This is a genomic window from Fluviicoccus sp. (assembly GCF_030646115.1).
GTDB lineage: Bacteria > Pseudomonadota > Gammaproteobacteria > Pseudomonadales > Moraxellaceae > Fluviicoccus.
The window spans coordinates 274,213-288,587 of sequence record NZ_JAUSMX010000008.1 but is presented as its reverse complement, the minus strand read 5'-3'; the positions used below and the strand labels follow the sequence as shown (position 1 = coordinate 288,587).

General features: G+C 60.5%; 11 protein-coding genes. 7 read left to right on the top strand and 4 right to left on the bottom strand.

The genetic code is table 11. The annotated features are described in order from the left end of the window. The first annotated feature begins 16 nt into the window (after positions 1-16). The 6 genes from Q7T36_RS05515 to Q7T36_RS05490 all read left to right on the top strand — a co-directional run bounded on the left by Q7T36_RS05515 (position 17) and on the right by Q7T36_RS05490 (position 8,888). Positions 17-1,510 carry a leucyl aminopeptidase gene (locus tag Q7T36_RS05515; protein ID WP_304844877.1) on the top strand — a complete coding sequence of 498 codons (1,494 nt, stop codon included), beginning with the start codon at positions 17-19 and terminating at the stop codon, positions 1,508-1,510. Further along, entirely contained in the window at positions 1,497-1,919 is a 423-nt protein-coding gene (locus Q7T36_RS05510) for a DNA polymerase III subunit chi (protein WP_304844875.1), read from the top strand. Before Q7T36_RS05515 ends, Q7T36_RS05510 begins: the two co-directional genes overlap by 14 nt. Positions 1,920-1,926: 7 nt before the next feature. Beyond that, positions 1,927-2,262, top strand: coding sequence for a hypothetical protein (locus tag Q7T36_RS05505; RefSeq protein ID WP_304844873.1), 336 nt, complete (start codon positions 1,927-1,929; stop codon positions 2,260-2,262). A gap of 118 nt (positions 2,263-2,380) precedes the next feature. Beyond that, a complete protein-coding gene (locus Q7T36_RS05500) occupies positions 2,381-4,096 on the top strand; it encodes a molecular chaperone HscC (RefSeq protein ID WP_304844871.1) in 1,716 nt (571 codons plus the stop codon). After that, the gene (locus Q7T36_RS05495) at positions 4,096-5,955 is read left to right on the top strand and encodes a J domain-containing protein (RefSeq protein WP_304844869.1); all 1,860 of its coding nucleotides are present in this window, start codon (positions 4,096-4,098) and stop codon (positions 5,953-5,955) included. Before Q7T36_RS05500 ends, Q7T36_RS05495 begins: the two co-directional genes overlap by 1 nt. A gap of 77 nt (positions 5,956-6,032) precedes the next feature. Next, positions 6,033-8,888, top strand: coding sequence for a valine--tRNA ligase (locus Q7T36_RS05490; protein WP_370690055.1), 2,856 nt, complete (start codon positions 6,033-6,035; stop codon positions 8,886-8,888). A 98-nt stretch (positions 8,889-8,986) separates the two neighbouring features. Here Q7T36_RS05490 and Q7T36_RS05485 read toward each other — a convergent pair whose 3' ends face one another. Next, complete coding sequence (locus Q7T36_RS05485) at positions 8,987-10,246, bottom strand: NADH:flavin oxidoreductase/NADH oxidase family protein (RefSeq protein ID WP_304844867.1); 1,260 nt, start codon at positions 10,244-10,246, stop codon at positions 8,987-8,989. 328 nt (positions 10,247-10,574) lie between these two features. On the opposite strand from Q7T36_RS05485, the gene Q7T36_RS05480 reads away from it, so the two are divergent. Next, positions 10,575-10,841 carry a hypothetical protein gene (locus Q7T36_RS05480; protein WP_304844865.1) on the top strand — a complete coding sequence of 89 codons (267 nt, stop codon included), beginning with the start codon at positions 10,575-10,577 and terminating at the stop codon, positions 10,839-10,841. A 48-nt stretch (positions 10,842-10,889) separates the two neighbouring features. Here the strand turns inward: Q7T36_RS05480 and Q7T36_RS05475 are convergent, their stop codons facing one another. The 3 genes from Q7T36_RS05475 to Q7T36_RS05465 form a co-directional block, all read right to left on the bottom strand. Continuing rightward, a complete protein-coding gene (locus Q7T36_RS05475) occupies positions 10,890-11,915 on the bottom strand; it encodes a hypothetical protein (RefSeq protein WP_304844863.1) in 1,026 nt (341 codons plus the stop codon). A 161-nt stretch (positions 11,916-12,076) separates the two neighbouring features. Further along, positions 12,077-13,117, bottom strand: a complete 1,041-nt coding sequence (gene fba, locus Q7T36_RS05470) for a class II fructose-bisphosphate aldolase (RefSeq protein ID WP_304844861.1) — start codon at positions 13,115-13,117, stop codon at positions 12,077-12,079. A 69-nt stretch (positions 13,118-13,186) separates the two neighbouring features. Then, complete coding sequence (locus Q7T36_RS05465) at positions 13,187-14,359, bottom strand: phosphoglycerate kinase (protein ID WP_304844859.1); 1,173 nt, start codon at positions 14,357-14,359, stop codon at positions 13,187-13,189. Between the last annotated feature and the right edge of the window lie 16 nt (positions 14,360-14,375).

Here is a 14,375-nt window from a genome sequence, read left to right as displayed (position 1 = left end):
TTTGACCGAGGTTCTAATGGAATTTGCCCTGATTGCCGCCGCCCATCCGGCCAAGATAACCGCCGGAGCCGTGATTATCCCCATGACCAGCGAAGGCCTGACCGCTGCCGGCAAGACCCTGGATGCCGCCAGCGAAGGACGGCTGTCGGCCATCCTGACCAATGCCGGGTTTGAAGGCAAGGCCGGACAAACCCTGCCCGTTTTCGGATTGCCGGGACTGGAAAGCCGGCAGATCATCGTGGTGGGTGCGGGCGAGCAAAAAGAGCTGAACGGCCGTGCTTTGCAAAAGGCAGCCAGCGCCGCCTACAAGGCGCTGAACAGCAAGATCCGCACCGTCGTCAGCTATCTGGGAGAATTGCGGGTGGTGGACCGCACTCCGGCGCAAACGCTGGGCGACATTGTGCGCGGCACCCGCGAAGCCGCTTACCGCTTCGAGCACTACAAGAGCAAGAAAACCCCGGATGGCGGACTGGAAACCATGCAATTGGCTGTGGCCGATGACGCCGAACTCGCGGCGGGCCAAACTGCCGTCGCCTGGGGTAATGCCGTGGCTTCGGGCCAGGATTTGGCCAAGGATCTGGGCAACCAGCCGCCGAATGTCTGCCACCCCTCGTATCTGGCAGAACAAGCCAAAGCCATGGCCAAGGGCGAACGCAAGCTGAAGGTGCAGGTGCTGGACGAAGCCGACATGGAAAAGCTGGGCATGGGCGCCTTCCTGGCGGTCAGCCGCGGCTCCGAGCAGGAAGGCCGGTTGATCGTGATCGAATATCATGGCGGCAAGAAGGGTGACAAGCCGGTGGTTCTGGTTGGCAAGGGCATTACCTTCGATACCGGCGGCATTTCACTGAAGCCCGGCGCAGGCATGGATGAAATGAAATACGACATGTGCGGTGCGGCCTCAGTATTGGGCGTGATGAAGGGGCTGGCCGAAAGCAAGCTGCCGATCAACGTGGTGGGCGTAGTGGCCGCCGCCGAGAACATGCCGGCCGGCAACGCCGCCCGTCCCGGCGACATTGTCACGACGATGTCGGGCCAGACCGTGGAAATTCTCAATACTGACGCCGAGGGCCGGCTGGTGTTGTGCGACGCCCTGACCTACGTCCAGCGCTTCGACCCAGCGGTGGTGATTGACATCGCCACCTTGACCGGTGCGTGCGTGGTGGCGCTGGGCAAGGTGGTTTCCGGACTGTTCACCCCAAATGACGAGCTGGCCGGCGCCTTGGTGGCGGCCGGCTTGGCTGGCAACGACCGCACCTGGCGCATGCCGGTGCTGCCGGACTATCAGGAATTGCTGGACTCGCCGTTTGCCGACATGGCCAACATCAGTAGCGGCGGGCCGCACGGCGGCGCCATCACGGCGGCCTGCTTCCTGGCCCGATTTACCAAGGAATACACTTGGGCGCATCTGGATATTGCCGGGGTCGCCTGGAATAGCGGCGCACAGAAAGGCTCTACCGGCCGCCCCGTCCCCCTGCTGATGCAATACCTGCATAACTGTGTCGCGGGCTGATTTCTACCTGCTGAAGCAGGACTCGGCGGAACGCTTGCTGCAAACAGCCTGCCGTCTGGCGGCGCGGGCGGTCGCGGGGGGACAGACTCTGTTCATCCAGACCGCCGACGCCGCCCAAACGGATGCACTGGATGAATGGCTGTGGAGCTTTCCGGCGGAAAGCTTCCTGCCCCACTTGCGCACAGACGATGCGCGCAGTTCATCCGCGCCGGTGCTTGTTGGTCAGAAACTGACGACAACACCCCGTGATATCTGTTTAAATGTCAGCGGCAAGCCGGTGGAACAACCGGCGCGTTACCAGCGCATCCTGGAATTGTTTGCCCCGGATGACGTTTCCCGGCAGGCGGCGCGACTGCGCTGGCAACACTATAAACAACTGGGCTTCAGCCTGGATCACCATGAGGTATAGCACAGTCATGGCCGTTGAATTGGGCACCAATTTTCCTTTGCGCTGGCAGCGTTCCACCATGGAATTCCGTCAGCAAGTGTTTGATGAACTTCAGGAAATCTGTACTTCGCTGGGTGGTGAGCCCGGTGAGCGCATCATAGCCAGCCAGAGCCGGATGATGACGGCACCAGCCTCCATGCCTGCCCGTATGGGCGTGGTGGAGCAGGAACTGAAGCGCAGCTTCCTGCAAAATGCCGATGATTTGATTGAGCAGCATCTGGATACGGTGCGTCAGGAACTGCGCGGCTGGTTGCATACCGAAATGAACCGATTGCTGCAGGATTCCTTGAAAAAGCCGGAGTGAACCTAGGTTTGCCGGGAATGACCCTCCCCGGCAACACCAACCCTGCATTTCCGCCCCCTTCCCTGCCGTCAGTTTTCGCTATAATCCGTTTTTCAAAACAGACGGATGCGACCAGATCATGATCGTCGGCATTGACCTCGGTACCACCAACAGCCTAGTCGCCGTCTGGAAGGACGGACAAGCTACTCTGATACCTAACTCCCTGGGCAACGTATTGACCCCTTCGGTCGTCAGCGTGGATGGCAACGGTCATATCCTGGTGGGCCAGGCAGCCCGCGAGCGTCTTGTCACCCATCCCGAACTGACCGCCGCCGCCTTCAAGCGTTTCATGGGTAGCCAGAAAACCTACACGCTGGGCCGGAAAGTCTTTCGACCGGAAGAACTGTCCTCGCTGGTATTGGGATCGCTCAAGGCCGATGCCGAGGTCTGGCTGGGCGAACCGGTGACCGAAGCCGTGATCACAGTTCCCGCCTACTTCAACGACATCCAGCGCAACGCCACCCGGATTGCCGCCGAACTGGCCGGCCTGAAAGTCCGTCGCCTCCTTAATGAACCGACCGCCGCTGCCATGGCCTACGGTCTCCATCAGGCCCAGGGCGAAAGCAAATTCCTGGTGCTGGATCTGGGCGGTGGCACCTTTGATGTGACGCTGCTGGACCTGTTTGAAGGCATCATGGAAGTGCGGGCCAGCGCCGGTGACAACTGCCTGGGCGGAGAGGACTTTACGGCCGCCATTGCCGAGGCCTTTGTGCAGCACGCCACCGCGAATCTCGGGGAACCGGCGGTTTTCTGGGAGAAACAAGCCGCACAAGTGCTAGCGGCGGCCGAACAGGTCAAGCGCAACCTGTCCGGGGTGGCCGGGCCGGTCAGCGTGACCATGACGGTTCATGCCAACGACCGGAAATACGAGTGGCCGCTGACCGAGGAACACTTCCTGTCCCTGAGCAAGAAGCTGCTGGAACGTATCCGCACTCCGATTGAAAAGGCCCTGCGGGATTCCCGGGTGCGGCTGAGCGAACTGGACGAAGTGGTGCTGGTGGGCGGATCGACGCGCATGCCGATCCTGCGCAAGCTGGTGGTGCAGATGTTCGGGCGCTTTCCCGCCACCCAACTGCACCCGGATGAAGCCATTGCGCTTGGCGCGGCAGTTCAGGCGGGACTGACTGCCCGCGACGCCGCCCTGGATGAAGTAGTGATGACCGACGTGGCGCCCTATTCCCTGGGCGTGGATACATCGATCCGCACCGGCGAAAACGAATACGCCCACGGCCAGTTTTCGCCGATCATTGAACGCAATACCGTCATTCCCGCCAGCAAGGTGCAAACCTATCACCCCATGCACGATACCCAGAAGGTGGTTGAATTCGGCATCTATCAGGGCGAAGCGCGGCTGGTTAAGGACAATATCTTCCTGGGCAAGATCTCGTTGTCCGTGCCGCCGGGCAAGGCCACCGAAATCGGGATTGATGTCCGCTTTTCCTACGACGCCAACGGGGTGCTGGAAGTGGATGTCATCAACGCCACTACCGGGGAGCGCAAGGTGCTGGTGATCCAGAATGACAAGAGCACACTGACGCCGGAACAGGTGGAAGCCTCGCTGAAAAAGCTGGAAGCCCTGAAGATTCATCCCCGGGAACAGATGGAAAACCGCACCTTGATCGCCCGCGCTGACCGGTTATTCAGCCAGTCACTGGGACAGGCGCGAGAGTCCGTCCGCCACCATCTGGCGGTCTTTGAAGCCGTGCTGGACCGACAGGAGCCGAATGAGATCCGCCATGCCGCCAGCAGCTTCAAGACTTACCTTGACAGCATTGATGTCGAGATTTTCCACTGATGAGCCCCTGGGAAGTCCTGGGAATTGATCCGACACCGGACGAACGGGCCATCAAGCGGGCTTATGCGAAGCAGCTGAAGCAGACCCGCCCGGATGAAGACAAGGAAGGTTTCCTGCGCTTACGCGCCGCCTATGAGCACGCCCTGGAAATACGGCACTGGCATGAGGACGCCGACGAAGAAGAGGACGATGACAGCGAAGTCATATCGCCCCCCCTCGAACCCGGACCCGAGCCCGAGCCTGTTACCGCGCCCGAGCCTGCCGTTTTCGAAGACACCCCGCCAGCGGCCACCATCGAACAGATCGTCCCTCCTTCCGAATCACCCCAAGATCTCGCTCACAACCGGGTGGCCGCCTGGGAACATGCCGGTGTCGACTCCGATGAAGCCTTGCTGCATCAAATCTGCACGGACCTTGAATCCCCGGAACTGATCCATCTGGAAGCCCGGGCTGACTATGGCAACCGCCTGTTGTTCTGGCTGATGCGGCAACACCGCAGTTACCCGGAAAGCTTCCGCCGCAGCGTCCGTTTGTTCGGCTGGGATCAGGATCACGTCAGCTGGCAAGCCCGGCGCACTCTGGACTACAAGCAGCGTTTGGCGGACGAGGACAGGCAGAAAACCGAGTCCCGGCTGGAAGTGCTGGAGGCCGGGTGGCGTCAAGCCGAGAAGCTCTCGGCCAGTGCCCTGCTGAGAAGGTTGCAGCAGGATCAGGAGTCCCCGGAGCTACAACATCTGGAATTCAAGGCGGCTTATGAACAGCATGTTCTGGCTTGGCTAGTAGTCCAGGAACACCTGTATCCATTGGTGCTGGACTATCTGACAAACCTTTATGGCTGGAATGACGAATCCCACACGCCTAATCACTGGCCATGGACCCAACTGGAACTTTACCGGCAACGCTGCCGGTTGGCGGCCTTTGTTTCCACACCACTGGCATTCAATGTTCAACCGCAATTACTGCTGCCATTATGGTTCGCTGCTAACGGACAGCCCGGCCTGCTATTCCGGCTGAAACTGATGTTGCCGGAAATCCGCGCCCGGTTGCGCACGGAAATAAACCAGTTCCGGGAGGCCTTTGGCGCGGCCATTCTCGCCAACCCGGAGGCGGCCGGGCGGCTGTCGGCGCTGGAGCACGCGCTGGATAGTAACAACCTCCGCCTGCCCATACATGCCTTGCTGATGACGAGCTTGCTCAGCCTGGGGTTGGCCACGCATCCGACGCTTGCCGATCAGCTCGGCCTGGATGCCGTGACTTGCCTGGACACCGCGATCTGCACGCTGTTGCTGGCCGCCGCCCTGCTTTACCTGTTCGTGTGGCGTGTGTTCACCCCGGAAGAGCGCGCCGTGATGGATCGGCTGCAAGGCCCGGAGCCGATGCCTTTTGCAACGACCATGACGTTGGGCGTGTTGTATCTGTTGGTACTCACCCGCGCATACTTTGCGCCCAGCACCCTAACTCATCCCGTACTGCTGGGTGGCTTTTTGCTGGGGGCCGGAGTGTCGATGGCCATCCTGGTCTATTTGCGGCAATTGGGCTTACTGGCGCAAACCCTGTTCCCGGTAGTGCTGATGTTTATGCTGGGGGCGTTGCCGGGCATCGACTCCCCGAAAGGTTTCGCCAGCATGCCTATGTTGTGGGCGCCGGTCATCGGCAGTCTGGTGTTACTGAAGAGCGGCCCCGACTGGGCAAGAAAGCTGGTGGGATATGTTTTCTTTCCGGCCATCCTGTTCTGCGGTTTCCTGATACTGACTCTGCTGATTTCGGCGATGGATCATGCCGGGAACGGCTTTGCCTTCGGCTGGCTGGAGGCCTGGCTGCTCTGTTACTTCAGTTATGGCTATGTAAAGTCGCTGTAGGCTCTGCCTCCGGGAACTCAGACGATCCCCCGCGATCGCCGCAATTTTGATACCATTTGCACCAATTTTCCTCCCGCATGACTGAGCCGGTATTCGCCATGACCATGGACACTTCTTTCAATCCCTCCGACCTCGAACAACGCTGGTACGAACACTGGGAAAAACAGGGCTACTTCGCCCCCAGCGGTAACGGCGCGCCCTACTGCATCATGATTCCGCCGCCCAACGTCACCGGCTCGCTGCACATGGGTCACGGCTTCAACAACACCATCATGGACAGCCTGATCCGCTACCACCGCATGACCGGCCGCAACACGCTGTGGCAACCGGGCACCGACCATGCCGGCATCGCTACGCAGATGGTGGTGGAGCGCCAATTGGGCCTGCAAAACATCACCCGTCATGACCTCGGCCGCGACAAGTTCCTCGACAAGGTCTGGGAGTGGAAGGCGCAATCCGGCGGCACGATTACCCGCCAGATCCGCCGTTTGGGTTCGTCGGTGGACTGGAGCCGTGAGCGCTTCACCATGGATGACGGCCTGTCGAATGCGGTGAAGGAAGCCTTCGTGCGCCTGTACGAAGACGGCCTGATCTATCGCGGCAAGCGGTTGGTGAACTGGGATCCGAAACTGCACACCGCCATTTCCGACCTGGAAGTGGTGAGCGAGGAAGAAAAAGGCTCGCTGTGGCATTTCCGCTACATGCTGGAAGACGGCAGCGGTTATTTGGTGGTGGCGACGACCCGTCCGGAAACGCTGCTGGGCGATACCGCCGTTGCCGTGAATCCGGACGACGAGCGTTATCAGCACCTGATCGGCAAGAACGTGCGCCTGCCGCTGACCGGCCGTCTGGTGCCGATCGTGGCCGACAGCTATGTCGACAAGGCCTTCGGCACCGGCTGCGTCAAGATCACGCCAGCACACGATTTCAACGACTATGAACTGGGCAAGCGCCACAGCCTGCCGCTGATCAACGTGCTCGACAAGGACGCGAAGATCCTCAGTGAATTCACAGTCCTGACCTTCGGCAGCTACGAAACCCTGCACGGCGAGAAGGCCCCGGAAGCCTATGCCGGACTGGACCGCTTCGTCGCCCGCAAACAGTTGGTGAAGCAGGCCGAGGAAGAGGGCTGGCTGGACAAGATCGAACCCTACACCCTGAAAGCCCCGCGCGGCGACCGTTCCGGCGTCATCGTCGAACCGTGGCTGACCGACCAGTGGTATGTCTCCGCCAAGGAACTCGCCAAGCCCGCCATCGAGGCGGTTGAGGACGGCCGCGTCAAGTTCGTGCCCGAGCAGTACCAGAACATGTACTACTCGTGGATGCGCGACATCCAGGACTGGTGCATCTCCCGCCAGTTGTGGTGGGGCCACCGTATTCCCGCCTGGTACGACAACCACGGCAATGTCTTTGTCGGCCGTACCGAAGCCGAAGTGCGCGGCAAGTACAGCCTGGATGCTGATGTCAGCCTGCGTCAGGATGACGACGTGCTCGACACCTGGTTCTCCTCCGCGCTGTGGACCTTCTCCACCCTCGGCTGGCCGGAAAACACCCCGGAACTGAAAACCTTCCACCCCACCAACGTGCTGGTGACCGGCTTCGACATCATCTTCTTCTGGGTCGCCCGGATGATGATGATGACCATGCACTTCATGAAGAACGAGGACGGCACGCCGCAAATCCCGTTCAAGACCGTGTACGTGCACGGGCTGGTGCGTGACGCCGAAGGCCACAAGATGTCCAAGTCCAAGGGCAACGTGCTGGACCCGCTGGACCTCATTGACGGCATTGATCTGGAATCGCTGGTCGCCAAGCGCACCACCGGCCTGATGAAGCCGCAGGACGCCCCGAAGATAGAGAAGGCCACGCGCAAGGAATTCCCGGATGGCATCAACGCCTACGGCACCGACGCTCTGCGCTTCACCTTCGCCGCCCTCGCCTCCACCGGTCGCGACATCAAGTTCGACATGAAGCGCGTGGAAGGCTACCGCAACTTCTGCAACAAGCTGTGGAACGCCGCCCGTTTCGTGCTGGGCAACTGCGAAGGTCAGGATGTGGCGGTTGATCACGCCGACTACGAACTCAGCGTTGCTGATCACTGGATCATCAGCCGTCTGCAGCGCACCGAACAGGCCGTGGCCGACGCCTTCGCCCAGTACCGCTTCGACCAGGCGGCGCAGGCCATTTATGAGTTCGCCTGGAACGAATACTGCGACTGGTATCTGGAACTGACCAAGCCGGTGCTGACTGGCGACGCCTCCCCCGCCGCCAAGGCCGGAACGCGCCGCACGCTGGTGCGGGTGCTGGAAACCCTGCTGCGCCTGCTGCACCCGATCATGCCCTTCATCACCGAGGAAATCTGGCAGCGCGTGAAACCGCTGGTGGGCAAGACCGCCGACAGCATCATGCTGGAAGCCTATCCGCTGGCGGATGAAAGCAAGATCAATGTCGAGGCCGAACAGGACGTGGCCTGGCTGCAGGCCGTGATCAGCGCTATCCGCAACATTCGCGGTGAACTGAACATCTCGCCCGCCAAGGCGCTGACGGTGCTGTTCCACAACGGCGGCGACGCCGATAAGGTGCGTCAGGAGCGGTATCGCAACCAGTTGGCCTTCCTGGCCCGTTTGGAAGCCCTGAACTGGGTGGAAGCCGGTGAGGAACTGCCGTTTGCCGCCACCAAGCTGGTGGGCGACATGAGCCTGCTGGTGCCGCTGAAGGGGCTTATCGACGCCGAAGCCGAAGCCGCACGCCTGCGCAAGGAACTCGACAAGCTGGAGAAAGAAGTTGGTCGTCTGGCGGGTAAGCTGGAAAATCCGGCTTTTGTCGACAAGGCTCCGGCCGATGTGGTGGCGAAGGAGCAGGAAAAGCTGGCGGCGGTGAAGGCGGAGATCGGGACGTTGAAGGATCAGTTGGTGAAGGTGGAAGCGTTGTAAGGGCTCACAGAAGCTGGCTGAGTGAGCGGAGGGAGCAAAACCCCCACCGCTGCGCGGTTGCCCCCTTTCCAAGGGGGCTTTTCATTTCTTTACCCGGTTCAGGCGCGCAGTCGCCGCGTCTTGAACGTATTCCAGCCGTTCTCCGTCATTCCGATCAGGAACGACACCAGCCCCGACTCATTCGGCTTCGGCTCGCAGCCGTTCGCCATGCGCCGCAGTTGACGGGAATACCAAGCCACTTCCATCAGCGCCATCTTGTCGATGGGCTTGATGCCGGTCTTGATCGGCTTAACCGCAAAACGCGGCTGCTGGCCGGACAACAGGCGGTTCGGTACATCCGGCTCAATCGCCAGCGACCGTGCGATGCCGACAAAGTCGACCGCGCCGCTGGTAATCGCCTCACTCATACCTTCCGCAGACCGGAAACCGCCGGTGAGCATCAGCGGCGTCTTCACCGCCTGCCGCGCCTTCTCGGCAAACTCCAGGAAATAGGCTTCACGACGACGGGTGGAGTCCTTAACCGGTACTTCCTTCACACCGGCCATGGCGGGAGCTTCGTAGGTGCCACCGGAAATTTCGATCATGTCGATCCCGGCGTCGGACAAGGCGCGGATTACATCCAGCGACTCTTCCTCTGTAAAGCCGCCCTTCTGGAAGTCCGCAGAATTAAGCTTGATGCCGACCGGGAAATCCGGACCGGTCTGGGCACGGATCGCCTTGAACACTTCCAGCACGAAGCGGCGACGGTTCTCGGCATTGCCACCCCATTGATCGGTACGCTGGTTGTGGTGGCCGGACAGGAACTGGCTGACCAGATAGCCGTGCGCACCGTGAATCTGCACGCCGCTGAATCCCGCCTTCTTGGCGATGGCGGCGGTGCGACCGAAACGCTGGATCAGATCGAGGATTTCCGACTCGGTCAGTTCGCGCGGAGTGGCGAAAAAGGCGGCGATTTCCTTGCCGAAAGGAATGGCGGACGGAGCGACGGATTCGGCATTCAAACCCTTGGGAACCTGCTTGCCGGGATGGTTAATCTGCATCCACAACTGCGTGCCGTTACGGGTGCCGGCGGCCGCCCATTGCTTCAGCAGTTCAAGATCGCTTTCATCTTCCAGCGCCACATTGTTCGGCTCACCCAACGCACGGCGGTCAATCATGACATTGCCGGTAATCAACAGGCCAATGCCGCCGTCGGCCCAGCGCCGGTACAGATTCGCCAAACCGTCTGTCACGTGGTTGTCCGTGGTGCCCAAGGCTTCGCTCATGGCAGACTTGGCAAGGCGATTCTTCACCACCGTGCCGTTTGGCAGCGTAAACGGCTGACCAAGAATCTGGGCGGGGGACAGGCTGGATGTCATGGTTTATCTCCGGGGAACAGGCCGCCAAGCGGCGCGATGAACGAAACATACCCAATAGTTTGAAAGTTGTCAAACTATAAACCTGAATCTGATTTTCAGCCGGGAAACCGAACTCATCCGGACACGGGCATGGTGATGCATCAGTTGACCGTCTCCAGCCATGACGGCCAACTGGACGCCGGGTCAAAGTTGTGAAGCGGCACAAGAAAACGACAACTTTTCAGGCATCTCTGAAATACCGGTGATATTCTGAGTAAGTAGAGGATACGGTTGGATCGTATCCAGCTGCCCGGAGCGGCAGTTAAGGATTAAACAAGGAGAAATGGTCATGAAGACCCTGGAACGGCAATCATTGTTACCCCTCGACGCCATTGGCGCCTTGGAACTGGGCCAAAAACCCGAAGCCATCCGCATTGTCCGCCAGCAGCTGGGCGTGGACATGCCGGTAGCACAAGACCTCATTGAAGGTTATCTGAAACAGCACCCTGTGGAAATCATGCCTGGATTCAGCACTGACGGCACCGGACATTGGGTGTGGCTGCTGTTATGCGGCATTGCACTGCTATCACTGGGCGGGCTGACTCTGCTCAGCTAAGCCGCGACAGCCGGACGCACCCACTGCTGAAGCTCATTACCCGAGAAATCAGGCCTCTCCCTTGGTCAGGATGGCAGCGACTTCTGACGAGGCATAAAAGCCTTCCAGTTGCCGCCGGAACAGGGCGTCCAGCATGCCGCGCTGATGCAATACAGCAATGACCGGCGGCCCGAACCGCATGGCCTGCTCCATCATGATCTCCTCGTCAATGCCGACTTCCCCCAGCAAATCATAAAGCGTAGTGTTGCCGTAGATATCAAAGAAGGTATTGATCCCGGCATCAATGATCGCACGCACGAATTCCGTCTGGCGCAATTCACGCCAGTACTCGTAACCCAGCACAAAGAACTCTTCCAGATCCAGCGCCGTCAACTGCTGCAGGCCATCGGCAATCGGGCGGGTCTTGAGGTTGTCCCAAACATCCAGGATGCTGTCGCGCAAACGGGTGTCCGCCAGTTCCAGCAGGGTTTGGCCGCTGCTGACCAGCAACCCGTGCAAGGCGCGGCGCAGGTAGTCATGCAGACGGCTTTCCAGTGCTTCCTCGAAGTCGCCCGGCAGGGATTGCAAGGCCCCCCGCCCCAGCCGCATCAAGGATCGCGCCCCCGGAACCCGTGTGGCGGCGACGGCATGATCGAGATACCCGCGCACGCCCTGCGTCAGCAACGACGTGGCCAATTCAGCGTAGAGCGGATTGCTGACCAACTCATCCACCAGATGTTCACGAACCTCGCTCAACTCCAACAGCTTGTTGAGGAACTCCTCGAAATTGGCATCGGGGAGAATGTCACCCAAGGTGGTTTGACCATGAATCGGATGCCCATGCAGGGTTCTGGCCACAGCCGCCACCAACTCCAGCACGCCACTACCCAGGTCCAACTCCAGCGCAAACTGGTACACCACCTGCCGGATAAGATCAGCCTGCATCACATCATTGAGGGTCAGCAGCCGGGCATTCTGCAGGTCAGCCTGCAATTCGGCACGCACCCACTCCTCAAAACCGTCGCCGGTAAGTCGACGGGTCATGTAGGCGACATGGGCATTCAGCAGGGCTTCCGCCTGGGGCAATCCGTTCATGGGGGGGGTATCCGGGGGACAAGTCGGGCTCATTCTAACGGCCCGTTCATGACAATCCTACTCATCAGGATGAAATCATTCATCAGTGCGTCACTGGCACCGTACACATGGCAAAAAGGCGACCCCGAGGTCGCCTTTTTGAATGACTCAGGCCGTACGGCTTACTTCCCGTAACGACTGGCCATCTTTTCCAGCGAGATCGGCTGGATACGGCTGGCATTACCGGCCGTGCCAAAGGCTTCATAGCGGTCGATACAGATATCACGCATGGCGGTGATGGTCTTGGCGAAGTACTTGCGCGGGTCGAATTCGGCCGGGTTTTCCGCCAGGAAACGACGGATGGCGCCGGTGGAGGCCAAACGCAGGTCGGTGTCGATGTTGACCTTGCGCACGCCGTGCTTGATCGCCTCCACAATCTGCTCGACCGGCACGCCATAGGTTTCCTTGATGTCGCCGCCATGCTCGTTGATGATGGCCAGCCAGTCCTGAGGCACTGAACTGGAGCCGTGCATCACCAGATGGGTGTTGGGGATGCGGGCATGGATTTCCTTGATGCGGTCGATGGCCAGGATGTCGCCGGTGGGCGGACGGGTGAACTTGTAGGCGCCGTGCGAGGTGCCGATGGCGATGGCCAGTGCATCCACGCGGGTATCGGCCACAAAGCTGGCGGCTTCTTCGACACTGGTCAGCAGTTGCGAATGGTCGAGGATGCCTTCCGCACCAACGCCGTCTTCTTCGCCGGCCTGACCGGTTTCCAGCGAACCCAGGCAGCCGATTTCACCTTCCACCGATACGCCGCAGGCATGGGCCAGCGCCACGACGTTACGGGTAACACTGACGTTGTAGTCGTAGTCCGTGGGGGTCTTGCCGTCTTCCGCCAGCGAGCCGTCCATCATCACCGAGCTGAAGCCGAGCTGGATGGAGCGTTGGCAGATGGCCGGGCTGGTGCCGTGATCCTGGTGCATGACCACCGGGATATGCGGAAATTCTTCAATGGCGGCGAGGATCAGGTGGCGCAGGAAGGGCGCACCGGCATACTTGCGAGCACCGGCGGAGGCCTGGACGATAACCGGGGAATCGGTCTTGTCGGCGGCTTCCATGATGGCGCGCATCTGTTCGAGGTTGTTGACGTTGAAGGCCGGGACGCCGTAACCGTACTCGGCGGCGTGGTCCAGCATCTGGCGCAAGGAAATCAGTGCCATGGTTCTTTCTCCCTTTGTAACGTGACGGGCAGATCAGGTTGACCGGCGGCGTGGCCGCCGGTCCGAAAATTACAGGATGTGGCGGGCGGCCGCATGCTCCAGCGCTTCCACGGCAGGCAAGGTCTTGCCTTCGACGAACTCAAGGAACGCGCCGCCGCCGGTGGAAATGTAGGAAATCTGGTCAGCGACACCGTACTTGTCGATGGCCGCGAGCGTGTCGCCGCCGCCGGCGATGGAGAAGCCGGGGCTGTTGGCGATGGCCTTGGCCAGGGTCTTGGTGCCTTCGCCGAACTGGTCGAATTCGAAGACGCCGACCGGACCGTTCCAGAGGATGGTCTTGGCAGACTTGATGAAGTTGGCGAAGCGGGCGGCGGTGAGCGGACCGATGTCGAGGATCATGTCGTCATCTTCCACTTCCTTCAGCGCCTTGATGGTGGCGGGCGCATCGGCGGCAAAGGCCTTGGCGGTAACCACGTCTTCGGGCAAGGGCACGCTGACGCTGCGGGCGATTTCCTTGGCGGTTTCCACCATGTCGGCTTCGTACAGCGACTTGCCGACCTTGTACCCGGCGGCGGCGAGGAAGGTATTGGCGATGCCGCCGCCAACGATCAGCTGGTCACAGGTCTCGGCCAGCGACTTCAGCACATCCAGCTTGGTGGAGACCTTGGAGCCGGCGACGACAGCGATCATCGGCGCGGCCGGGTTGTCAAGGGCCTTGGCCAGCGCTTCCAGCTCGGCGGCCAGCAGAGGACCGGCGCAGGCGACCGGCGCGAACTTGGCGACGCCATGGGTGGAGGCTTCCGCGCGGTGAGCGGTGCCGAAGGCATCCATCACGAATACATCGCAGAGGGCGGCGTATTTCTGCGCCAGTTCGTCGTTGTTCTTCTTCTCGCCCTTGTTGAAGCGCACGTTTTCAAACAGCACGACTTCGCCCGGTTGCAGGCTGAAACCGTCAACGTAGCTGCTGACCAGCGGCACGGCACGGCCCAGCGCTTCGCTCAGGTAATCCGCGACCAGTTGCAGGGAGTTCTCGGCGGAGAATTCGCCCTCGACAGGACGGCCGAGGTGGGAGCAGACCATCACCGCCGCGCCTTTTTCCAGCGCCAGACGGATGGTGGGCAGCGAAGCGACGATGCGGGCGTCACTGCTGATCTTGCCGTCCTTGACCGGGACGTTCAGGTCTTCACGAATCAGGACACGCTTGCCGCTCAGGTCGAGATCGGCCATTTTCAAGACGGACATGAACCACTCCTTAAAA